Raw genomic sequence first — 20,921 nt, 5'->3', positions numbered from 1 at the left:
GATACGCCCATGGCTGGAGCAAAGAACCACCAGTACCATATCCTGCCGCCGAGCATCTGGCCGCTGCTGGGCTCGCTGGGCGGGCTGATCCTCGCCTCCGGCGCCGTGATGTGGATGCACAAGATGGCGAACGGCACGCTGGTGCTCACCACCGGCTTCGCGCTGGTGCTGCTCACCATGGTCGGCTGGTGGGGCAAGGTGATCCAGGAGGCGCATGCCGGCGACCACACGCCGATCGTCCAGCTTCACCTGCGCTACGGCATGATCCTGTTCATCGCCTCCGAAGTGATGTTCTTCGTCGGCTGGTTCTGGGCCTGGTTCGATTTCGCGCTCTTCCCCTCCACCGTCGAGGCGGTCGGCGGTACCTGGCCGCCCAAGGGCATGGAAGTGCTCGACGCCTGGCAGTTCCCGCTGCTCAACACGCTGATCCTGCTCTGCTCGGGCTGCACCGTTACCTGGGCGCATCACGGCCTGATCCACAATGAGCGCGGCGGCGCGCTGCGCGGGCTGTGGGGCCTGATCGGCGTGGGCGAGAACGATACAGTGAAGAAGGGCCTGTGGCTCACCGTGGTGCTCGGCTTCATCTTCAGCTGCCTGCAGGCCTATGAGTATATGGAGGCCCCCTTCCCCTTCAAGGCGGCGAGCGAGGGCGGCTCCAGCTATGGCGGCGCCTTCTTCATGGCGACGGGCTTCCACGGCTTCCACGTGATCGTCGGCACGATCTTCCTGGTGGTGAATCTGGTGCGCGCCTATCGCGGCGACTTCACCCCGCGCCAGCATTTCGGCTTCGAGGCGGCGGCCTGGTACTGGCACTTCGTCGACGTGGTCTGGCTGTTCCTGTTCGCGTCGATCTATGTCTGGGGCGGTTGGGGCGCGCCGGTCCACGCCGGCTGACGTGACCAGCCCCACACCCGATCCCGCCGGGGGCGGCAGTGCCACGCTGCCGCCCCCGGTCGCATCCGGCCTCCATGGCTGCTGCCCGCGCTGCGGCGCCAGGACGCTGTTCCGCAGTTTCACCGCCTTTGCCGATCGCTGCCCCGCCTGCGGGCTGGAGTTCGCCGCGTTCAACGTCGGCGACGGGCCGGTGGTGTTCCTCACCCTCGGCATCGGTACGCTGGTGACCATCCTGGCGCTGTGGCTGGAGTTCAGCCTCTCGCCGCCGATATGGGTACATCTGCTGCTGTGGCCCCCGGTCACCCTGGCGATGGTGATCGGATCGCTGCGGGTGGCCAAGGGGCTGCTGCTCGCGCTGGAATATCGCAACCGGGCCCGTGAGGGCCGGATCGCCGAGGACTGACATGCGCCGCGTGCCGCTGCTCCCCACCCTGCTCGTCGGCCTGGCGGTGGCGGCGATGATCGCGCTCGGCTTCTGGCAGCTCGACCGGCGGAGCGAGAAGCAGAGCGCGCTGGCGGTGTTCACGGCGAACACGATGCAGCCGACGATCACCATCGAAAGCGGCGCCGCCGATGCCTCGCTGCTGTTCCGCCACGCCCGCAGCGCCTGCCAGTCGGTCGCCAGTTGGACCCGGCAGGGCGGCCGCGGGGTGCAGGGCCTGCAGGGCTGGCGGCAGATCGCGACCTGCCGCACCCATGCAGGGGCCACGCTGCTGGTCGACATGGGCGTGACGCGCGATCCGATGTTCCGCCCGCACTGGCCGGGCGGGGTGGTGAGCGGCATCCTCACCCGCGCGCCGGACCACCGCCCGCTGGTCGCGAGCATCTTCGACGGCACGCCGCAACCGCTGATGCTGGTTTCCGACCAAGCCGCGCCGGGGCTGGAGCCGAGCACCCCGCCGGACATCGCCAACGTGCCCAACAACCACCTCGCCTATGCGGTGCAATGGTTCCTGTTCGCCGGGGTGGCGGTGATCATCTATGTGCTGGCGCTGCGGCTGCGGGCGCGGGGCGCGCCGCAGCCGGGCGCGCGGTAAAATGCAGGCGGCCAAGCGGATCGGGGTATCGGCGCTTCGCTCGTCATCGTCGCAAGCTGATCACCAAGCTGCGGGACAATCGAGAAGGATGGCTAGCTCCCGTTCACGCTTGCGAATGAATATCGTCCACTAAGCATCTCTACCCCAAGCGGAACGTGATTGAGCAGCTTCTCTAAAAGCGGAAGTATCCCCGCCGCTTCGCCACCCGCTGCGATGCGCTCGCCGCCAACGTTCTCGCCATGACGCAACGCGCTTCAGTGCGGCGGCGGCTTCGCGGCCATTTTTCACGATCAGGTCTCTGAAGAGCCCAGGCGCCTGAAATAGGTACGCTATTTTGGTGCGTCGGCATGAACAACACGCCTGCCCAGAATTGGATGAAATCCCGAATCGGGACTTTGTAATTTTCATACAATTCGCCGCTATTGTATGGGTGCAGACTTCGTTACATACACAGCGCAACGGCAACATAATCCATTTTGGAGGGGGAATACGCATGATGAAGACCAAGATTCTTGCAATTGCGGCAGCGTCTGCGCTGGCCATGCCTGCTTCTGCGGCCACCTACATCGTGAACGCATCGGGCAACGGCGTCAGCGCGACAGGTTCCATCGAGACCGACGGGACGCTGGGTCTTCTCACGCGCGCCAATGTCCTCGACTGGCAATTCACCCTCGAGGACGCCGGCGGATCGTTCCTGATCAGCGGCCCCTCCAACTCACAACTTCTGTTTTTCAACGCGCCCGCGCTGACCGCAACGGCGAAGGGCCTGTTCTTCGATTTCTACGGCTCCGGGGCCGTTCTGTTCCAGAACCCGCAGGTTGGCTCGACCATCAACTTTCTCTGCTATACCGGCAGCGCGCTCTGCGGCGGCGGCTATAACCGCATCAGCATCTCCGTTAAGAACTTCGGAGGTGGCATCTCGCAGGCTGGCGTACAGCAGATTGCCACCGCGGCCGCAGTCCCGGAACCCGCTGCTTGGGCGATGATGATTGCCGGCGTGGGCATGGCAGGGGGCGCACTGCGCCGCCGCCGGGTGGTGAAGACGACCGTACGCTTCGCCTGACGTCCCCAGCACCACAAGACGGGAAGCCGCTTGCACAGAAGCTTGCGGCTTCCCGTTCGGGCTTTGCAGCAACCCAGTCGCTGCGCCACGCCACCCCGCATCCTATCGCGTCGCGACCTCGCGCTTTTGGACCGCCGGCTCGGCGGCGCTGCATCGACCTTGAAAGCCTGCGAGCGCCGATCACTCCCGTGCCTGCTCCGATGCCGGCGCTATCGGCTTCAGTTCGTGCCGCCGGCGAAGGGATCGCGTCGGCCACCATGTCGCGCCTTTGATCCCTCAGGCTGCGGCTGAGGACTTTCCCGTCGCTCACGACCAAGGTCAAGATCGTGATCGACGCGCAGCCGAATCGCTGAATGTGGTGGTTAGCTGCCCTTGCTACGGACCCCATCGGTCCCATTCTCTCATCTCAATCTCGGGATCGAACGCGAGGGATACCCGACCGGGTGGTATCTTGAATTGGCTATGGTAGGCTTCAAAAAAGGCGAGGTAGAGTGTGGCGTAACTTTCGAGACCAAGACCCGTTTGGGCCGTCCTTTCTGAAGTCCCGATCGTATAGAGATACTCCGGTTTGTCTGCGTCAGATCGGTGAGGGCCGGAGGCGTAGAACGAAGCTTCTTGCATGCCGTTAACGGAGAGGACGAAGCGCCTACCAACCCTCTGACCCTGATAGCGCATCTGGTATTTGCCGCATTGCGCGACCCAGCCATCCTCCGCCTTTTCAAATTTAACTACCATAGCACCAGCTTTCGCACTCCAAGCGGACGTCCGCAATTAGGGCGCAAGCCGACAGGCCTGGTGACGTAGCACGACCACGCCTCGGTTAGTCTTCCACCTCGTTTACCGAATACACCTTGCCCACGTGCGGCTCGCCTCGGCTGACTGCCAAGCGCTCCTGGCGGTGGCGCTCGCGATACCGCTCGCGATCCGCGTCGGTGCGCTCGTCATAGCAGGCCGCGCAGCTTACCCCCGCCTCGTACAGCGGCGAGCGACGGTTTTCGACGCTGACCGGGCGGCGGCAGGCGTGGCAGAGTTCGTAGCTGCCCGGCGCCAGGCCATGTCCCACCGTCACCCGCTGGTCGAACACGAAGCATTCGCCGTCCCAAAGGCTCTGCGCCTCGGGCACCTTTTCCAGATAGTTGAGGATGCCGCCCTTCAAGTGGAACACCTGCTCGATGCCCTCGGACTTGAGGAACGCGGTCGACTTCTCGCAGCGGATGCCGCCGGTGCAGAACATCGCCACCTTGGGGGACGCCTCGCCGCGCCCCAGCAGTGCCTCGCGGTGCGCGCGGAACCAGGCGGGGAAGTCGCGGAAGCTCCTGGTGTGCGGGTCGATCGCGCCGCGGAAGGTGCCGGCGGCGACCTCGTAATCGTTGCGCGTGTCGATCAGAATCGTGTTCGGATCGGCAATCAGGGCGTTCCAGTCCTCGGGCGCGACATAGGTGCCGACGCTCGCCAGCGGATCGATGTCCGGCTGGCCCATCGTCACGATCTCGCGCTTGAGGCGCACCTTCATCCGGTAGAAAGGCTGCTCGGCCGCGCGGGAATATTTGACGTCGGCCCCGGCGCAGCCGGGCAATGCGCGGACATGCGCGACCACCGCCGCGATCGCCTCGTCGCTTCCCGCGATGGTGCCGTTGATCCCCTCGCGCGCGAGCAGCAGCGTCCCCTTCACGCCCTGCGAACAGCAGAGCTTGGCCAGCGGTCCCCGCAGCGCCGCCGGATGGTCGAACCGGGCAAATTGGTAGAGCGCCGCCACGCGGATCGGCAGCGCGGCATCGTCCGCAACCTGAGTCATTTCGGCGGATCTACCCCAGCCGGTGCGATTAGACCATGAAGCTTTCGCCGCAGCCGCAAGTGCCCTTGGCGTTGGGGTTGGTGAACACGAAGCCGGCGGTGAAATCGTCCTCCACCCAGTCCATCGTCGAGCCGATCAGGTAGAGCACCGAGGCGCCGTCGACGAAGAACAGGCCGCCGGGCGTCTCGATCCGCTCGTCGAGCGGCTTGGCCTCGCTGACATAGTCGACCGAATAGGCAAGGCCCGAACAGCCCCGGCGCGGGGTGGAGAGCTTGACGCCGACCGTGCCTTCCGGCGCCTTCGCCATCAGCGCGGCAATGCGCGCCTCGGCGGCGGGGGTAAGGAGCAGCGCGGCGGGGCGCGGGCGGGAAGTGGTCGCGGTGGTCATCGTCTCTTCTACCTTCTTGAGCCCCTCCCCTGAAGGGGAGGGGCTTAGATGGGTCACAACATCCCTAGTTCCAGCTTCGCCTCGTCGCTCATCTTCTGCGGGTCCCAGGGCGGATCCCAGACGAGGTTGACGTCGGCGGTGGCAATGCCCGGCACCGCGCTCACGCGGAGCTCGACCTCGCCCGGCATCGATTCCGCGACCGGGCAATGCGGCGTCGTCAGCGTCATGGTGATCGCGGCATGGCCGTTCGCAGTGATGTCGACGCCGTAGATCAGCCCCAGGTCGTAGAGATTGACCGGAATTTCGGGGTCGTAAATCTCCTTGAGCGCCTCGATCACCGCCTCGTACAGCGGCCCGCCCGGCTCGCCGGCGCCCGGCTCGACCGGCTTCTGCGAGAGGAAACCGGAGAGATAGTCGCGCTTGCGCTCGGCGGCGGGCTCGACGACTTCGTCGATCCGCGCCTTGGGCGGCGCCTCGACCGCGTCGACTTCTTCCACCACGATCCTGCGTTCTTCGTTCATCCGAAGATCCTCGTCACTCGTTCGATACCCTTCACGAGCGCGGCGACGTCCGCCGGCCCGTTATATACGCCGAAGCTCGACCGCGCGGTGGCGGGGACCTCCAGCAACTCCATCAGCGGCTGGGCGCAGTGATGCCCGGCGCGGATCGCGACAGCGCCCTCGTCGAGGATCGTCGCAACATCGTGCGGGTGCACGCCCTCCACCGCGAAGCTGACGATGCCGGCGCTGTCCGCCGGCCCGAACAGCCGCACGCTGTTGATGCCGGACAGGGCGGCGCGCGTCTCGGTCACCAGCGCGGTTTCGTGCGCGTGGATACGGTCCAGCCCGATGGCATCCACATAATCGATGGCCGCATGCAGCCCGACCACGCCGACGATATGCGGCGTGCCCGCCTCGAAGCGGCCCGGCGGCGGGGCATAGGTGGTCCTGGCGAAGCTGACCCGGTCGATCATCGATCCGCCGCCCTGATAGGGGGGCATCGCATCGAGCAACGCGTAGCGGCCCCACAGCACGCCGATGCCCGTCGGGCCGTAGAGCTTGTGGCCGGAGAAGACGTAGAAATCGCAGCCGAGCTCGGCGACGTTGACCGGCAGCCGGGCAACCGCCTGGCAGCCGTCGATCAGGATCTTCGCACCGACGCCATGCGCCAGCTCGGTCGCGCGCTGCACGTCGAGCACAGAGCCGAGCACGTTCGAGACATGGGCGAGTGCCACCAGCTTGTGCCGATCGGTCAGCATCGCGGCCATCGCGTCGAGGTCGATGCGGTGGTCGGCGGTGAGCGGCACCACGTCGATCTCGGCGCCAATCTTCTCGGCGGCCATCTGCCAGGGCACGATGTTCGAATGATGCTCGAGCGCGGAGAGCAGGATGCGGTCGCCGGCCCGGAGCTGGTTGGCGGCGTAGCACTGGGCGACGAGGTTGATCCCCTCGGTCGCGCCGCGGACTAACACCACTTCCTCGGGCTTGCCGCCGATGAACTTGGCCACGCGGGCGCGCGCCGCCTCGTAGGCGAGCGTCATGTCGGCCGAGCGCTGGTACACGCCGCGATGGACGGTGGCATAGGTCTCGCCATAGCCGCGCGCGATCGCATCGAGCACCGGGCGCGGCTTTTGCGAGGTGGCGGCGGTGTCGAGATAGGCCCAGCCGGCGGGGATCGCAGGGAAATCCGCAAGCACGTCGAGCGGGGCGGCGGTGATGGTCACGCCGTTCATAAGCCCCTCCCCTTCAGGGGAGGGGTTGGGGTGGGGCATGACCAGCCAGCGAGTCCAAGGCTGGGGGCGAAGTCCCCCACCCCAACCCCTCCCCTGAAGGGGAGGGGCTTTACGGCGGTGTAGCTCTCGATCCTCACAGCGCCGCCTCCAGCCACTTGGCCGCATCCGCGGCGAACGCCTCGCGCACCGGTTCCTCGCCGATCCGCGCCAGTGCATCCGCGACGAAGGCGTGCGTCAGCAACCCCTTGGCCTGCGCGTCGGGGATACCCCGGCTCTGCAGATAGAACAGCGCGTTGCGATCGAGTTCGCCGACCGTCGCGCCGTGGGCGCACTTCACGTCGTCGGCGAAGATTTCGAGTTCGGGCTTCAGGTTCACCGTCGCGGTGCGCTGGAGCAGCAGCCCGCGCAGCGACTGTTCGCCATCGGTCTGCTGCGCGCCGCGGGCGACTTCCACCCGCGCGGCGAGGCTGGCCGCCGACTGGTTGGCCGCCACCGCACGCCAGATCTGGCGCGACGTGCCCTCCACCTGCTCGTGGCGGACTGCCACCGCGGCTTCCTGGCGCTGCGTCCCGCTGGTGAGCAGCGCGCCGCCCATCTCGGCGAACGCACCCTTGCCGGTGAGCGTCAGTGCGCCGTCGATCCGGCTGCCCATGCCGCCGGCGCCGAGGAAGATCGACACCAAGCTCGCCGCCTCGCCCACGTCCGCCTCGTCGCGGATCGAGACGAAGCCGCCGGTCTGCACCAGCCGCACCGAGCGCATCAGCCGCGCGCCCTTGCCGAGCGCGATCGCAGTCAGCCGGTTGGCCCAGCCGGTGCCGGCATAGGTCTCAACCACGGATGCGACGGCATCGTCGGCCAGCAGGATGCGAGCAGGCACGTGATTTTCGCCGCCAGTGCCGAGATGGACGATCTGGATGCAGGTCGCGACATGTTCGGGGCCGAGGTACAGCGCCCAGCCCTCGCCCACGGCGAGGCTGCCGAGCGGGTGATCGGTCGCAGCGATCTGGCGAGTGACTTCCACGGGGCCGGGGCGGCTGTGCGCGGGCGCGAACACGCCGTCGACGAAGCACAGACGCGGGCCTTCGATGTCGAGGAAGAGGTCCGCCGGATCGACACCCGAAGTCGCCTGCGGGCTTTCGGCCGCTGCGCGCAGCGCGTCCATGTCGGACCAGCGCCACGCCTCCTGCCGCTTCGTGGGAAGATCGAGCACGATCACGCTGCCAGCGCTCCATAGCCTTCGCGCTCGAGCTCGTGCGCCAGTTCCGGCCCGCCCGAACGCACGATGCGGCCATCGGCGAGCACATGGACGAAGTCCGGCTGCACATAATCGAGCAGGCGCTGGTAGTGGGTGATCAGCAGCACCGCCTTGTCGGGCGCGCGCATGATGCGGTTGATGCCCTCGCCGACCGCCTTCAGCGCGTCGATGTCGAGGCCGCTGTCGGTCTCGTCGAGGATGGCGAGCTTGGGGTTGAGGATGCCCATCTGCACCATCTCGTTGCGCTTCTTCTCGCCGCCCGAGAAGCCGACATTCACCGCCCGCTTGAGCATCTCGGCGTCCATGCCGAGTGCCGCCGCCTGGGCACGCGCCAGCTTGAGAAACTCGGCGCCCGAGAGCGGCGCCTCGCCGCGGTGGCGGCGCTGGGCATTGGCCGCCTCGCGCAGGAACTGGACGTTGGACACGCCGGGGATCTCGACCGGGTACTGGAAGCCGAGGAACAGGCCGGCGGCGGCGCGCTCGTGCGGCTCAAGTTCCAGCAGATCCTGCCCGTCAAAATCGACGCTGCCGCTGGTCGCCGCATAGCCGCCCCGGCCACCAAGGACATAGCCCAGCGTCGACTTGCCGGCGCCGTTGGGCCCCATGATCGCGTGCACTTCGCCCGCGTTCAGCGACAGGGTCAGGCCCTTGAGGATTTCCTTGCCGTCGATTTCGGCATGCAGGTTCTGGATGTTCAGCATCGGGTTCAGATCGCCACGGTCACGAGAGAGAGGGTCTTGGGCTGGGCGCCCGCGTCATAGGCATCGACCAGCGAGCCGTCGGACAGCTTCCACATGATCTTGTATTGTTTGGGCGCGGTGACGCTGGCCTTGATGTCGGCCTCGACCTTGTCGAGCACCGGAGTCAGCTTGCGCCATGCACTCGGCTGGTAGGGCCGGTCGTTGAGCAGCAGGCGACCGGCCTGGAAGTCCGAATCGAGGAAATCGCGGCACTGCTTGATCGCGCCGGCCACCTTGGCTTGGCGCGCGCCTGCGTTCGCCGGCGCCGTGCCGATCGCGCGAACGATGCAGCGCGCATGGTTGGTCGCCGCACCGAACTGGGCCGCGCTGTCGATCGCGACGCCGCCCTGAAGGGCGAAGGCTGCGGCAAGAAGGGCGTTCAACATCCAATATACTCCTGCGGGCGCGGAACGCGGCCCTGCGTCCTCAGTACATCAGCCGACATGAGCGCAGGCTGAGCGGCGGCGGTGGGACAGCTCACCCCACCGACCCTTCCAGCGAAATGCCGAGCAGCTTCTGCGCCTCGACCGCGAACTCCATCGGCAGCTGCTGCAGCACCTCGCGCGCGAAGCCGTTGACGATCAGCGCCACGGCGGCCTCCTGGTCCAGCCCGCGCTGGAGCGCGTAGAACAGCTGGTCGTCGCTGATCTTGCTCGTGGTCGCCTCATGCTCGATCTGGGCGCTGGGGTTCTTCACCTCGATGTACGGCACCGTGTGCGCGCCGCACTGGTCGCCGAGCAGCAGCGAGTCGCACTGGGTGAAGTTGCGGACATTCTCCGCGCTCGCCGCCACGCGGACCAGCCCGCGATAGGTGTTGTCGCTGCGCCCGGCCGAGATGCCCTTCGACACGATGGTCGATCGGCTGCCCTTGCCGAGATGGATCATCTTGGTGCCGGTATCGGCCTGCTGGCGATTGTTGGTCACCGCCACCGAATAGAATTCGCCGACGCTGTTCTCGCCCGCGAGCACGCAGCTGGGGTATTTCCAGGTGATCGCCGAGCCGGTCTCAACCTGGGTCCAGCTCACCTTGGAATTGCGGCCCTGGCACAGCGCGCGTTTGGTGACGAAATTGTAGATGCCGCCCTTGCCGTTCTCGTCGCCCGGATACCAGTTCTGCACGGTCGAATATTTGATCTCGGCATCGTCGAGCGCGACCAGTTCCACCACCGCGGCGTGCAGCTGGTTCTCGTCGCGCATCGGGGCGGTGCAGCCTTCGAGGTACGAGACGTACGCGCCCTTGTCGGCAACGATCAGCGTGCGCTCGAACTGGCCGGTATTCTCCGCATTGATGCGGAAATAGGTGGAGAGCTCCATCGGGCAGCGCACGCCCTCCGGCACATAGACGAAGGTGCCGTCGGAAAAGACCGCGCTGTTGAGCGTCGCGAAATAATTGTCGCGCTGCGGCACCACCTTGCCCAGCCATTTCTGGACCAGCTCGGGATATTCGCGGATCGCCTCGCTGATCGACAGGAAGATCACGCCCGCCGCCTTGAGCTCGGCACGAAAGGTCGTGGCGACCGACACGCTGTCGAACACCGCATCGACCGCGATCTTGCGCGCGCCCTCGACGCCGGCGAGCACCTTCTGCTCCTCGATCGGGATGCCGAGCTTCTCATAGGTCCGGCGGATTTCCGGATCGAGCTCGTCGAGGCTGGCGATCGTCTTCTTCTGCTTGGGCTCGGCGTAGTAATACGCATCCTGATAGTCGATCGGCGGCACGTCGAGCTTGGCCCAGTCCGGCGCCTCCAGCGTCTGCCACAGGCGGAACGCCTTGAGCCGCCAGTCGAGCATCCATTCGGGCTCGTTCTTCTTGGCCGAGATGTAGCGGACGGTATCCTCGCTCAGCCCCTTGGGCGCGAACTCCTGTTCGACGTCCGAGGCGAAGCCCCATTCATATTTCTTGTTCGCGGCGGCGAGCGCCTCGGCATTCTTGGTGGCCATCAGAAAGATACCTGGCTTTCCCCGGCAAGCACCGGAGAAGGAGAAGAAAGGTCGGAAGCGGAAGGCGCGAGCCCATGCACCGGCGAGGCGAGCCCCGCAAGCGCCGGGGGATTGCTGAGGCTGGCGAGGCTGACCTGCGCGAGCGCCGAGCGCACCGCGTCGCTCACGACACCCCAATGCGGCTTCACCCGGCAATTCCCTTCGACGGCACAGTCATGCCGGGTCGAATCGACGCACACGGTGAGGGCGATCGGCCCCTCGATCGCCTCGACGATGTCAGCCAGGCTGATCGCCGCAGGCGGCCGCGCGAGCCGGAAGCCGCCGCCGGTGCCGCGGGCGCTTTCAATCAGGCCGGCGGCAGAGAGCTTGCTGACCAGCTTCTGCACGGTCGGCAGCGGCAGGCCCGTTTCGTTGGCGAGCAGCGTCGCGTTGAGCCGGCACGACGCGCCGCACTGGCGCGCGGCAGCGGCCAGCATCACCACGGCATAGTCGGCAAGGCTCGAAAGACGCATCGACTCCCAATCGGACAAAGTTGATCCGATTGGGCATGTGGGCTCAGCGACCGCTCAGGTCAACTGTCTCGGGGATCACATCGGGGAGAAAGTGGAACTTCTCATTCTCCAGCGTGGCGGCGAGCACCGGATCGATGCCGTCGCGCAGCAGGCCCGGCGTCTGGCCGGTGAAATGCTTGATCTCGTTGATCATGTGCGACTGATCGGCGAAGGGCGCCATCACCTCGGCCAGCGGCGCGCCCTGATGGATGCGCATCGCCGCGCCGATCGCGCGGAACTTGCGGCGCAGATGGTTGGGCGGGCCCGCGAAATATTCCTTGCACAGCCGCTGCACCTGGCGCTGCCCCATGCCGGTTTCCGCTTCCATCGCCTCGTACAGCGCCTCGATCGCGGGATCGCCCGAGGCCGCCCATTCGCGGACGATGCGCAGAAACGCGATATGCGCGGTCGGCACGCGCCGGGCGGAATCCAGGCGACGAAGGAGCAGCGGTTCGACGGCAGCCACCATCGCTTCCAGAGACTCGAGCGCGCAGAGGCGGGTGTACAGGTCCTGCACCTCCGGCCCAAAGATCTCGCTGCCGTCGACCAGCCGATCGGCGACCTGATCCGCCGGGCGGCCGATCAGCGTGCGCCAGCCGATGCCGCGCAGCGACAGGCCGAAGCAGCGAAAGGGACCCTCCAGGCGATAGGTCCAGTGCGCGGTGCCCGGCCCGTTGACCGTCACCCTGTGCGTCGTCTCGCAATGGCCGTCCGGGAAGGTGACGCTGCCCCCGCCCTCCAGGCAGAAGCGCCACTGGCCGAGATCGAAACGCTCGACGCCTTCGATGCGCGACGCATCGATATGGGCGAGATAGAAGCTTTCGACATGGGGTATCAGCCGCCCGGTGGACGGCTGAAAGCGGATGTGAAAAGGTTGGCGTGCCCCGGCGCTCCTGCGCGTTGCCGTCGCCACCTGGCCCTCTGCGGCGCCACGCATGCGAAGCTGATCCCCCGTGCTTCGGTTTGTCGCACAGCTGGAGCATGCCTGCGCGAAAAGCGCAACGGAAAAGAGGCCCGACCGGTTGCCCGGTCGGGCCCTAAGGAAAGGGTTCCCCCCGTTAAGCGGAACCCCTCGGGTCGCAGGGATGCTCTACCCGATTCGGGAGCCCCGGTCTTGTACGGAATCGACATCCGGCCCTTTGACGACGTTTGCCTCGCAATGCATGAGCGTGCGTATGAGCAAGATTCTTCGGAAGGCGATCTTTTCGCTCGATGCCGAACAGGCGCATCGCGCCGCGATTCGCGCGCTCGCCTTGTGGGGCAAGGCAGGTACGCCGTTCGCGGGCGGCCCTGAACACGGCCGTCCCGTGACGATCGCCGGACTGACGTTTCCAAACATCGTCGGCGTCGCAGCGGGGCTCGACAAGGACGCGGAGGCGATCGCCGGACTGTTCGGGCTGGGCTTCGGCGCGGTCGAGGTCGGCACGCTGACGCCGAAGCCGCAGCCGGGCAATCCCCGCCCCCGGCTGTTCCGACTCGTCGAAGACGAGGCGGTCATCAACCGCATGGGCTTCAACAATGGCGGCATCGATGCGGCCCTCGCTAGGATCGCGGGGTTGCGCTGGGGTCCGGGGGTGCTGGGAATCAATGTCGGCGCCAACAAGGATTCGACGGACCGGGTTGCCGATTATGCGATCGGCGTCGGCAAGGGGGCGCCCCACGCGGACTATGTCACCATCAACGTCAGTTCGCCCAACACCCCGGGCCTGCGCGACCTGCAGTCGCGGCCCGCGCTCGACGAGCTGCTGGCGGCGGCAGATGCGGCGCGCGGCAGCACCCCCCTTTTCCTGAAGATCGCGCCCGATCTGGATCGCGCCGGGCTGGAGGGCGTGGTGCGGGCCGCCATCGACAACCATGTCGATGCGCTGATCGTCTCCAACACGACCATCTCGCGCCCGCCGCTCGCATCGAGCCGGGCGAACGAGTCAGGCGGGCTGTCGGGCAAGCCGCTCAAGGACCTCGCCCGTGCCAAGCTCATCGAAACGCGCGCCATCTCCGAAGGACAGCTGCCGCTGATCTCGGCGGGCGGCATCGACGGGCCGGACGAGGCCAGGCGCCGGATCGACGCGGGCGCGGTGCTGGTGCAGGTCTATTCGGCATTGGTCTATCACGGGCCCGGTCTGGCACGCAGCATCGCGAAGGCATTCGCCTGACCGCTTGCCTCCCCGGCAAAGCGCGTTACGCCTAGCGCGATGAAGAAGACGGTCGCGCTGCTATTCCTCCTGTTCACGCCGCTGCTCGCCCATGCCCAGGGCATGGTGAGCGCGGCCGATCCCCGCGCCGCGGCGGCGGGCGTCGAGATCCTGCGCGCAGGCGGCAGCGCCACCGACGCGGCAATCGCCACGATGCTGGCACTGGGCGTGGTCGAGCCGCAGAGCTCGGGGCTGGGCGGCGGCAGTTTCCTGATCCTGTACGACGCCAGGACTCGCGCCACGACGACGGTGGACGGTCGCGAAGCCGCGCCGATGGCGGCCGACGACCACTGGTTCTACGATGGCGCCGGCAAGCCGCTCAGCCATTTCGCGGCGGTGCCGGGCGGGCGCAGCGTCGGCGTGCCGGGCGCGGTGCGCGCGATGGCGCTGGCGCATGCCAAATCGGGCAAGCTCGCCTGGGCGAGACTGTTCGGCCCGGCGATCCGCCTGGCCCGCGACGGATTCGAGGTGACGCCCCGGCTCAACAATTCGCTCGCCCGCTTCTCCGGCCATGTCGATCCCTCCTATCGCGCGCTGTTCTTCGGCGGCGATGGCAAGCCGCTGCCGGCGGGCACCAGGGTCCGCAATCCGGAACAGGCCGCGCTGCTGGAACGCATTGCAGCGCAGGGGCCGGACAGCTTCTATGTCGGCCCGCAGGCGGCAAAGCTGGTCGCGGCGGTGAACGGCGCGGCGCGCAACCCGTCGAAGATGACCCCCGGCGACCTCGCCGCCTATGATGCCAAGGCGCGGCCGGTGCTGTGCGGGCATTATCGCGGCTACAAGATCTGCTCGATGGGCCCGCCCTCCTCGGGCGGCATCACCGTGCTGCTGATCCTGGCCCAGCTCGAACGCTTCGACATGGCCGGGCTCGGCAAGGATTCGGCAACCGCCTGGCATCTGTTCGCGGAGAGCTCGCGGCTCGCCTATGCCGATCGTGACCTGTATCTCGGCGATCCGGATTTCGTGGACGTGCCGCTAAAGGGCCTGCTCGACCGTCGCTATGTCGCCGGCCGTTCGGCGCTGATCGATCCCGCCCGCACGATGGCGAGCGTCGCCGCCGGCACACCGCCAGGGGCGCCCCGGCGCGTGCCGGCAACGGTGCAGGAAGTCGCCGGCACCACCGATCTCGCGGTGGCGGACGGCGCGGGCAACGTCGTCGAGGTCACCACGACGGTGGAGGGTCCCTTTGGATCGGGCCTGACCGTGGACGGCATGATCCTCAATAACCAGTTGACCGATTTCGACATCGTGCCGGTCAAGAACGGCGCGCTGGTCGCCAACCGGGTCGAAGGCGGCAAGCGGCCGCGCAGCTCGATGGCGCCGACGATCGTGTTCGGCCCGGACGGCAAGGTGCGGCTCGCGGTCGGCGCGGCGGGCGGCTCGACGATCATCGCGCAGGTCGCCAAGGCGATCATCGGGGTGATCGACTGGAAACTGTCCGCGCAGGACGCGATCGGGCTCGGCCTGCTCTACGCTCCGGGCAAGACCGGCATTGCCGAACAGGGCACCCAGCTCGATATGCTGGTGCCGTCGCTGCGTGCATTGGGCGAAGACGTGCGTTCGGCGCCGCTGGGGCTCAAGGCCAATGCCATCGAGCGGGTCGGCGGGCGCTGGGTCGGCGCCGCGGATCCGCGCAGCGAAGGCGTGGCGATGGAGCAGGACGGCACGACAGCGGTTATACGGCGGGTGGGCGCAACGCCCAACCGCCCCTCGGAATGACGCGGGACGCACGCAGGCAAACAGGCGGCGCTCGCTGGGGAGAGAGAATGCGCAAGCTCGAACATTTCGATAATCTGGTGACGATGTTCTTCCGCCGGGCCGAGGAGAAGGGTGACGCGCCCTTCCTGTGGCACAAGGCGAACGGGCAGTGGCACCCGACCAGCTGGGCGGAAGCCGCCCGACAGGTGGCAAGCCTCGCTTCGGCACTGAAGGCGCTGGGCCTGAAGCCGGGTGACCGGGTGATGCTGGTCAGCGAGAATCGTCCCGAATTCTGCATCAGCGATCTCGCGATCATGGCGGCCGGCTGCGTGACGGTGCCGACCTACACCACCAACACCGAGCGCGATCACCAGCACATCCTGGAAAATTCCGGCGCCTGCGCGGTGATCGTCTCGAACACCAAGCTCGCCAAGACGCTGTTGCCGGCGATGCTCCGCTCGTCCTCGGGGCGGATCGTGATCGGCATTGACGAGGTCCGGCTCGGCCAGCAAGGTACGCTGGAGGTCCACGACTTCCGCGAACTGATCGCCGCGCATCCCGGCGATGCCGCCAGCGCCGCCGCGCAGGCGACGTTCCGGCGCGAGGATCTGGCGTGCATCATCTACACCAGCGGCACCGGCGGATCGCCGCGCGGCGTGATGCAGCATCACGGCGCGATCCTGCACAATTGCCAGGGCTGTACCACGATCATCGCGGAGGATTTCGGCTGGGAGGACGAGGTGTTCCTCTCCTTCCTTCCGCTGTCCCACGCCTATGAGCATACCGGCGGGCAGTTCTTCCCGATCGCGCTGGGCGGGCAGATTTATTATGCAGAAGGGCTGGAGAAGCTCGCCTCCAACATCGAGGAAGTACGCCCCACAATCATGGTCGTGGTGCCGCGGCTGTTCGAGGTGCTGCGCACCCGAATCACCAAGCAGGTGGAGAAGCAGGGCAACTTCGCCAGCTATCTGCTCGAAAAGGCGGTGGCGATCGGCGGGCGCAAGGCAGCGGGCAAGTCCGGCATCACCGACGCGCCGATGAACCTGCTGCTCAACGCCACGCTGCGCCCCAAGCTGGCCAAGCGCTTCGGCGGGCGGATCAAGGCGCTGGTCTCGGGCGGCGCGCCGCTCAATCCCGAGGTCGGCATCTTCTTCGAATCGCTCGGCCTCACCTTTCTCCAGGGCTATGGGCAGACCGAGTCCGCGCCGGTCATCTCGTGCAACCGGCCCAAGGTGGGCCTGAAGATGGACACGGTCGGCCCGCCGATGGAAGACGTCGAGGTGAAAATTGCCGAGGATGGCGAGATCCTGGTGCGCGGCGAGCTGGTCATGCACGGCTATTGGCGCAACGAGGCCGAGACCGAACGCGTGCTCAAGGACGGCTGGCTCCACACAGGCGACATTGGCGAGATCGACGCCAAGGGCCGCATCAAGATCACCGATCGCAAGAAGGACATCATCGTCAACGACAAGGGCGACAATGTCTCGCCCCAGAAGATCGAGGGCATGCTGACGCTCCAGCCCGAGATCCTGCAGGCGATGATCTATGGCGACAAGCGGCCCTACATGACCGCGGTGATCGTGCCCGATCCCGAATGGGTGCAGGAATTCTGCGCCAAGACCGCGACGCCGTGCAAGTTCCGCAACCTCTCGCGCGACGCCGATTTCAAGGCGACGATCGGTGCCGCGGTGGAGCGGGTGAACCGCGACCTATCGGTGATCGAGCGGGTGCGCAAGTTCATCCTGGCGGACGAGGCCTTCACCATCGAGAACGAGCAGCTGACGCCCAGCATGAAGATCCGCCGACACGTGCTGAAGGCCGCCTATGGCACGCGGCTGGACGACCTCTACTGACCCGCGGATTGGCCTTGAATTGGTATTTCATCAAATCGTCTTGGTAGCGTAGCGCGGGCGTCATCGCCCGCGCCTAGCGGCCGGAGCTGAGAAGCGTCCCGCAGGACGCCCCGGCCACCAAGGGGACACCGATGAATTTCCGCACCGGCAGCGCGCTCGTCGCGCTGCAGCTCGCCTGCATGCCCGCCGCCTTCGCCCAGGCGCAGACCGATGCCGCCGCCGTACCGGACAGCGGCGAGCAGATCGTCGTCACCGGCACCCGCGAGCGCGCCCGCACCCAGTTCGATACGCTGGCCCCCGTCGACGTGCTGTCGAACGCGATGCTCGAGTCGAGCGTTTCGGGCGACCTCAACGACACGCTGGCGCAGCTGCTGCCCTCGTTCAACGTCCAGCGCCTCCCGGCGGCCGACGGCCAGGCCTTTGTCCGCCCGGCAAGCCTGCGCGGCCTTTCCGCCGACCAGACGCTGGTGCTGATCAACGGCAAGCGATTCCACCGTTCGGCGCTGCTCGGCACGCGCGGCGCGCAGGCGCCCGACCTTGCCGGCATCCCGACGCACGGCATCGGCCGGGTCGAGGTGCTGCGCGACGGCGCCTCGGCGCAATATGGCTCGGACGCGATCGCCGGCGTGATCAACCTGCTGCTCGACGACAAGCCGGGCATGGCGGTGTTCGGCCAGGCCTCCAGCTATTATGTGGGCGACGGCAACGAATATCAGGGCGGCCTGCGCGGCGGCATCGCGCTGGGCGATCGCGGCTCGATCGTCTTCACCGGCCAGTATGACCATGCCGAGGCGACCTCGCGCACCCGCCAGCGCCCCGACGCCATCGCCTTCCAGGCCGCCAACCCGACGCTCGCCGTGCCCAACCCGGTGCAGCGCTGGGGCCAGCCCGATCAGGAGCGGATCGCCGGATCGGTCAACGCGCAGTATGACCTGGTGGAGGGTGCCACGGTCTATGCCTTCGGCGTCGCGCAGAGCAGCGAAGGCGTCACCGATTTCAACTGGCGCAATCCGGTGGGCACCGCCTCGGTCTATGGCGCGAGCAGCGCCTTTCCGGGCTTCTCCTTCACCCGCCTCTATCCCGCCGGCTTCACCCCGCGCTTCGGCACGCGCTTCGCCGACCATCAGGCAGTGGGCGGGCTGCGCGGCGATGCCAGCGACCGGTTCCACTATGATCTCAGCGTGTCGCAGGGCGAAAGCCGGATCGACTATACGCTGGGCGAGAGCCTCAACGCCTCGCTGGGCCCGAACAGCCCGACCAGCTTCTATCTCGGCCGGCTGACCCAGCGCGAGTTCAACCTCAACGCCGACTTCGTCTATCGCCTGCCGGTGGGCATGGGCGATCCGCTGAACATCGCCTTTGGCGGCGAGCGGCGCGTCGAGACCTATCGGGTCGGCGTTGGCGATCCCGCCTCCTACGCGGTCGGCCCGGGTGCAGCCACCGGCCTTGCGCCCAATGCGAACGGCTTCCCCGGCTTCAGCCCGGCCCAGGCGGGCCAGTGGAGCCAGCGCAGCTATGCGGGCTATGTCGATCTCGAATGGGCGCCGATCGAAAAGGTGACGCTGGGCGCGGCGGGCCGCTACGAGGATTTCTCGGCGTTCGGCGACACCTTCACCTACAAGCTCGCCGGCCGCTTCGAGCCGGTGCACGGCCTCGCCGCGCGGCTGACCTATTCGACCGGCTTCCGCGCGCCGACGCCGGCGCAGCTCAACACCCGCCAGGTGACCCAGGGCCTCGACACGCGCACGCTGCAAGTGTTCAACCAGGGCCGGCTGTCGCCGACCGATCCGATCGCGGTGGCGCTCGGCGCCAAGCCGCTCAAGCCGGAAAAGTCGCGCACGCTGACCGCCGGCCTTGTCGGCCAGACCGATTTCGGCCTTGGCGCGACGGTGGACCTCTACCAGATCGACGTCGACGATCGCTTCGGCCAGTCGGCCACCTTCGCGGTGCCGGCGGCCTTCGCCAACCCCGATCGCTTCACCTCGGTCAGCTATTTCACCAACGACTTCGACACCCGCACCCGCGGCGTCGACGTGGTGGTGAGCTATGCGCGGCCGGTCGGGCCCGGCAAGGCGAACCTCAGCCTCGCCTATAACTACAACCAGACGCGCGTGCGCAGCGGCAACAGCGCCGCGATCGCCAACGCCACCCAGCGCCGGATCTTCCAGGAGCGGCTGCCGCAGCACAACGCCACCGGCACGTTCAACTACGACCTCGGCCGGGTGGGCGTGATGCTGCGCGGCCGCTATTATGGCGCCTGGACCGATGTGACCGGCAATGCGACCGGCGAACTGTTCCAGCGTTTCGGCGGTATCGCGCTGTTCGATGCCTCGGTCAGCGTCCGCGTCACCAAGGCGCTGACGCTGCGCGCGGGCGCCGAAAACCTGTTCGATACCTATCCGGCCGAGGCGACCAACCAGGCCAATCGCGGCCTGATCTACTCGCGCAACGCCCCCTATGATACCGATGGCGGCCAATATTACGGCCGGCTGGAGCTGCGCTTCTGATGCACCCTATGGATCGTCGTTCGCTTCTCGCGGGGGGAATTGCGCTCCCCGCCCTCGGCCTTTCCAGCGGAGCGTGGGCGATGGATGACGATCCCTATTGGCGCGGCATCGCGGCACAGTTCACGCCGCCAGCGGACGTGGTCCAGCTGGAGAACGGCAACTGGGGCATGATGCCCCGCCTCGTCTTCGCCGCCTATCAGGAACAGCTCGCCCGGGTGAACCGCGATACCAGCTTCTATGCCCGGCGGGGGATGAACAAGGATCTGGTAGCGGTGCGCGACCAGGCGGCGGCGGCGATGGGCGTGGGGCCGGACGAGCTGGTCCTCACCCGCAACGCCACCGAAGCGCTGGAGACGCTGATCCTCGGCTATAACCGGCTGCAGCCGGGTGACGCGGTGCTGATCGCCGATCTCGATTACGACAGTGCCCAGGCCTGCATGGCCAGCCTCGCCTGCACGCGCGGCGTGCAGCTGGTGAAGATCACCCTGCCCGAACCCGCCACCGCCCGGGCGGTGATCGATGCCTATGCCGCGGCGCTTGCGGCAAACCCGCGGCTCAAGTTGATCCTGCTCACCCATCTCAGCCACCGCACCGGGCTGGTGCTGCCGGTGCGCGAGATCGCGGCGCTGGCGCGGGCGAAGGGCGCGGACGTGATCGTCGATGCGGCGCACAGCTGGTGCCAACTCGATTTCGCGGTGCCCGATCTCGACTGCGACTTCGTCGCGATCAACGGACACAAGTGGCTCGGCGCGTCGCTGGGCGTGGGGTTTTTGCACGTCCGGAAGGGCGCGCTCGACAAGATCGATCGGCACCCGGCGAACGCTGCGGGCGGCCCCGACACGCTGTTCTCCAAGGTGCATCTCGGCACCTATGACTTCGCCGCGAGCCTCACCGTGCCGGCGGCGCTCGCCTTCCAGCAGGCGATCGGGAGCGCACGCCGTGCTGCTCGTCTGCGCGCGCTGCGCGACCGCTGGGTGGCACGCGCGCGGCAGGTCGACGGGATCGAGGTGCTGACGCCCGACGATCCGGGCTCGCACGGCGCCATCACCTCGTTCAGGGTGCGCGGGGTGACGAGCAGCGCGGCCAATGCCAGGCTCGCGGCGCGACTGCTCGACCAGCACAAAATCTTCACCGTGCACCGCGACGGCATCGCCGGCGGCGCCTGCGTGCGCGTGACGCCCGCGCTGTTCAACAGCATGGCCGACATGGACCGCCTCGCCGACGCACTGCCCGATATCGTCCGCTTCGCGCACGGCTGATACGAAAAAGGCCGGC

The 20,921-nt window shown here is 67.2% G+C and carries 19 protein-coding genes; 9 read left to right on the top strand and 10 right to left on the bottom strand.

All coding sequences use genetic code 11. From position 1 onward, the window contains the following. Window positions 1-9: 9 nt before the first annotated feature. The 4 genes from S2M10_RS01160 to S2M10_RS22515 all read left to right on the top strand — a co-directional run bounded on the left by S2M10_RS01160 (window position 10) and on the right by S2M10_RS22515 (window position 2,994). The gene (locus tag S2M10_RS01160) at window positions 10-894 is read left to right on the top strand and encodes a cytochrome c oxidase subunit 3 (RefSeq protein ID WP_168844462.1); all 885 of its coding nucleotides are present in this window, start codon (window positions 10-12) and stop codon (window positions 892-894) included. 1 nt (window position 895) lies between these two features. Continuing rightward, window positions 896-1,297 (top strand): DUF983 domain-containing protein, encoded by a 402-nt coding sequence (locus tag S2M10_RS01155; RefSeq protein ID WP_348770507.1) that lies wholly within the window; start codon window positions 896-898, stop codon window positions 1,295-1,297. Window position 1,298: 1 nt separating this feature from the next. Then, window positions 1,299-1,931 (top strand): SURF1 family protein, encoded by a 633-nt coding sequence (locus S2M10_RS01150; RefSeq protein WP_168844461.1) that lies wholly within the window; start codon window positions 1,299-1,301, stop codon window positions 1,929-1,931. 493 nt (window positions 1,932-2,424) lie between these two features. Further along, window positions 2,425-2,994, top strand: coding sequence for a PEPxxWA-CTERM sorting domain-containing protein (locus tag S2M10_RS22515; RefSeq protein ID WP_247650545.1), 570 nt, complete (start codon window positions 2,425-2,427; stop codon window positions 2,992-2,994). A gap of 820 nt (window positions 2,995-3,814) precedes the next feature. Here the strand turns inward: S2M10_RS22515 and S2M10_RS01140 are convergent. The 10 genes from S2M10_RS01140 to S2M10_RS01095 all read right to left on the bottom strand — a co-directional run bounded on the left by S2M10_RS01140 (window position 3,815) and on the right by S2M10_RS01095 (window position 12,333). After that, complete coding sequence (locus tag S2M10_RS01140; protein ID WP_168844460.1) at window positions 3,815-4,789, bottom strand: rhodanese-related sulfurtransferase; 975 nt, start codon at window positions 4,787-4,789, stop codon at window positions 3,815-3,817. Window positions 4,790-4,817: 28 nt separating this feature from the next. Beyond that, complete coding sequence (locus tag S2M10_RS01135) at window positions 4,818-5,177, bottom strand: iron-sulfur cluster assembly accessory protein (protein WP_168844459.1); 360 nt, start codon at window positions 5,175-5,177, stop codon at window positions 4,818-4,820. Window positions 5,178-5,230: 53 nt separating this feature from the next. Next, on the bottom strand, window positions 5,231-5,698 hold the full coding sequence (locus tag S2M10_RS01130) for an SUF system Fe-S cluster assembly protein (RefSeq protein WP_168844458.1): 468 nt from the start codon (window positions 5,696-5,698) through the stop codon (window positions 5,231-5,233). After that, the gene (locus S2M10_RS01125; protein ID WP_168844457.1) at window positions 5,695-6,909 is read right to left on the bottom strand and encodes a cysteine desulfurase; all 1,215 of its coding nucleotides are present in this window, start codon (window positions 6,907-6,909) and stop codon (window positions 5,695-5,697) included. The genes S2M10_RS01130 and S2M10_RS01125 overlap by 4 nt, the downstream gene beginning before the upstream one ends. A 133-nt stretch (window positions 6,910-7,042) precedes the next feature. Next, window positions 7,043-8,125, bottom strand: a complete 1,083-nt coding sequence (locus S2M10_RS01120) for a SufD family Fe-S cluster assembly protein (protein WP_348770506.1) — start codon at window positions 8,123-8,125, stop codon at window positions 7,043-7,045. Further along, window positions 8,122-8,865 (bottom strand): Fe-S cluster assembly ATPase SufC, encoded by a 744-nt coding sequence (gene sufC / locus S2M10_RS01115; RefSeq protein WP_168844456.1) that lies wholly within the window; start codon window positions 8,863-8,865, stop codon window positions 8,122-8,124. The genes S2M10_RS01120 and sufC overlap by 4 nt, the downstream gene beginning before the upstream one ends. A 5-nt stretch (window positions 8,866-8,870) precedes the next feature. Next, complete coding sequence (locus S2M10_RS01110; RefSeq protein WP_168844455.1) at window positions 8,871-9,290, bottom strand: hypothetical protein; 420 nt, start codon at window positions 9,288-9,290, stop codon at window positions 8,871-8,873. 91 nt (window positions 9,291-9,381) lie between these two features. Beyond that, the gene (gene sufB / locus S2M10_RS01105) at window positions 9,382-10,845 is read right to left on the bottom strand and encodes a Fe-S cluster assembly protein SufB (RefSeq protein WP_168844454.1); all 1,464 of its coding nucleotides are present in this window, start codon (window positions 10,843-10,845) and stop codon (window positions 9,382-9,384) included. Next, window positions 10,845-11,357, bottom strand: a complete 513-nt coding sequence (locus tag S2M10_RS01100; RefSeq protein ID WP_168844453.1) for an SUF system Fe-S cluster assembly regulator — start codon at window positions 11,355-11,357, stop codon at window positions 10,845-10,847. The genes sufB and S2M10_RS01100 overlap by 1 nt, the downstream gene beginning before the upstream one ends. Before the next feature lie 43 nt (window positions 11,358-11,400). After that, window positions 11,401-12,333, bottom strand: coding sequence for a helix-turn-helix domain-containing protein (locus tag S2M10_RS01095; protein WP_168844452.1), 933 nt, complete (start codon window positions 12,331-12,333; stop codon window positions 11,401-11,403). Window positions 12,334-12,571: 238 nt separating this feature from the next. On the opposite strand from S2M10_RS01095, the gene S2M10_RS01090 reads away from it, so the two are divergent. The 5 genes from S2M10_RS01090 to S2M10_RS01070 all read left to right on the top strand — a co-directional run bounded on the left by S2M10_RS01090 (window position 12,572) and on the right by S2M10_RS01070 (window position 20,905). Next, complete coding sequence (locus S2M10_RS01090) at window positions 12,572-13,549, top strand: quinone-dependent dihydroorotate dehydrogenase (RefSeq protein WP_247650544.1); 978 nt, start codon at window positions 12,572-12,574, stop codon at window positions 13,547-13,549. 39 nt (window positions 13,550-13,588) lie between these two features. Continuing rightward, window positions 13,589-15,307 carry a gamma-glutamyltransferase gene (gene ggt / locus S2M10_RS01085; RefSeq protein ID WP_211090801.1) on the top strand — a complete coding sequence of 573 codons (1,719 nt, stop codon included), beginning with the start codon at window positions 13,589-13,591 and terminating at the stop codon, window positions 15,305-15,307. 47 nt (window positions 15,308-15,354) lie between these two features. After that, window positions 15,355-17,139 carry an AMP-dependent synthetase/ligase gene (locus S2M10_RS01080; protein WP_168844450.1) on the top strand — a complete coding sequence of 595 codons (1,785 nt, stop codon included), beginning with the start codon at window positions 15,355-15,357 and terminating at the stop codon, window positions 17,137-17,139. A 131-nt stretch (window positions 17,140-17,270) separates the two neighbouring features. Beyond that, entirely contained in the window at window positions 17,271-19,646 is a 2,376-nt protein-coding gene (locus tag S2M10_RS01075; RefSeq protein ID WP_168844449.1) for a TonB-dependent receptor, read from the top strand. 80 nt (window positions 19,647-19,726) lie between these two features. Beyond that, entirely contained in the window at window positions 19,727-20,905 is a 1,179-nt protein-coding gene (locus S2M10_RS01070) for an aminotransferase class V-fold PLP-dependent enzyme (protein WP_348770505.1), read from the top strand. Window positions 20,906-20,921: the final 16 nt, after the last annotated feature.

The sequence above is a fragment of the Sphingomonas sp. S2M10 genome (assembly GCF_012650175.1).
GTDB lineage: Bacteria > Pseudomonadota > Alphaproteobacteria > Sphingomonadales > Sphingomonadaceae > Sphingomonas.
Note: the sequence above shows the minus strand (reverse complement) of the source record. Positions and strands in the feature narration are given on the sequence as shown.

What these genes read in the sequence shown, in the direction of transcription:
- S2M10_RS01070 (WP_348770505.1), top strand. Translation starts at nt 19,727, where the DNA reads ATGGATGACGATCCCTATTGGCGCGGCATCGCGGCACAGTTCACGCCG.
- S2M10_RS01140 (WP_168844460.1), bottom strand. Translation starts at nt 4,789, where the DNA reads ATGACTCAGGTTGCGGACGATGCCGCGCTGCCGATCCGCGTGGCGGCG.
- S2M10_RS01150 (WP_168844461.1), top strand. Translation starts at nt 1,299, where the DNA reads ATGCGCCGCGTGCCGCTGCTCCCCACCCTGCTCGTCGGCCTGGCGGTG.
- S2M10_RS01135 (WP_168844459.1), bottom strand. Translation starts at nt 5,177, where the DNA reads ATGACCACCGCGACCACTTCCCGCCCGCGCCCCGCCGCGCTGCTCCTT.
- S2M10_RS01110 (WP_168844455.1), bottom strand. Translation starts at nt 9,290, where the DNA reads ATGTTGAACGCCCTTCTTGCCGCAGCCTTCGCCCTTCAGGGCGGCGTC.
- S2M10_RS01080 (WP_168844450.1), top strand. Translation starts at nt 15,355, where the DNA reads ATGCGCAAGCTCGAACATTTCGATAATCTGGTGACGATGTTCTTCCGC.
- S2M10_RS01130 (WP_168844458.1), bottom strand. Translation starts at nt 5,698, where the DNA reads ATGAACGAAGAACGCAGGATCGTGGTGGAAGAAGTCGACGCGGTCGAG.
- S2M10_RS01160 (WP_168844462.1), top strand. Translation starts at nt 10, where the DNA reads ATGGCTGGAGCAAAGAACCACCAGTACCATATCCTGCCGCCGAGCATC.
- sufB (WP_168844454.1), bottom strand. Translation starts at nt 10,845, where the DNA reads ATGGCCACCAAGAATGCCGAGGCGCTCGCCGCCGCGAACAAGAAATAT.
- S2M10_RS01095 (WP_168844452.1), bottom strand. Translation starts at nt 12,333, where the DNA reads ATGCGTGGCGCCGCAGAGGGCCAGGTGGCGACGGCAACGCGCAGGAGC.
- S2M10_RS01125 (WP_168844457.1), bottom strand. Translation starts at nt 6,909, where the DNA reads ATGAACGGCGTGACCATCACCGCCGCCCCGCTCGACGTGCTTGCGGAT.
- ggt (WP_211090801.1), top strand. Translation starts at nt 13,589, where the DNA reads ATGAAGAAGACGGTCGCGCTGCTATTCCTCCTGTTCACGCCGCTGCTC.
- S2M10_RS01100 (WP_168844453.1), bottom strand. Translation starts at nt 11,357, where the DNA reads ATGCGTCTTTCGAGCCTTGCCGACTATGCCGTGGTGATGCTGGCCGCT.
- sufC (WP_168844456.1), bottom strand. Translation starts at nt 8,865, where the DNA reads ATGCTGAACATCCAGAACCTGCATGCCGAAATCGACGGCAAGGAAATC.
- S2M10_RS01090 (WP_247650544.1), top strand. Translation starts at nt 12,572, where the DNA reads ATGAGCAAGATTCTTCGGAAGGCGATCTTTTCGCTCGATGCCGAACAG.
- S2M10_RS22515 (WP_247650545.1), top strand. Translation starts at nt 2,425, where the DNA reads ATGATGAAGACCAAGATTCTTGCAATTGCGGCAGCGTCTGCGCTGGCC.
- S2M10_RS01075 (WP_168844449.1), top strand. Translation starts at nt 17,271, where the DNA reads ATGAATTTCCGCACCGGCAGCGCGCTCGTCGCGCTGCAGCTCGCCTGC.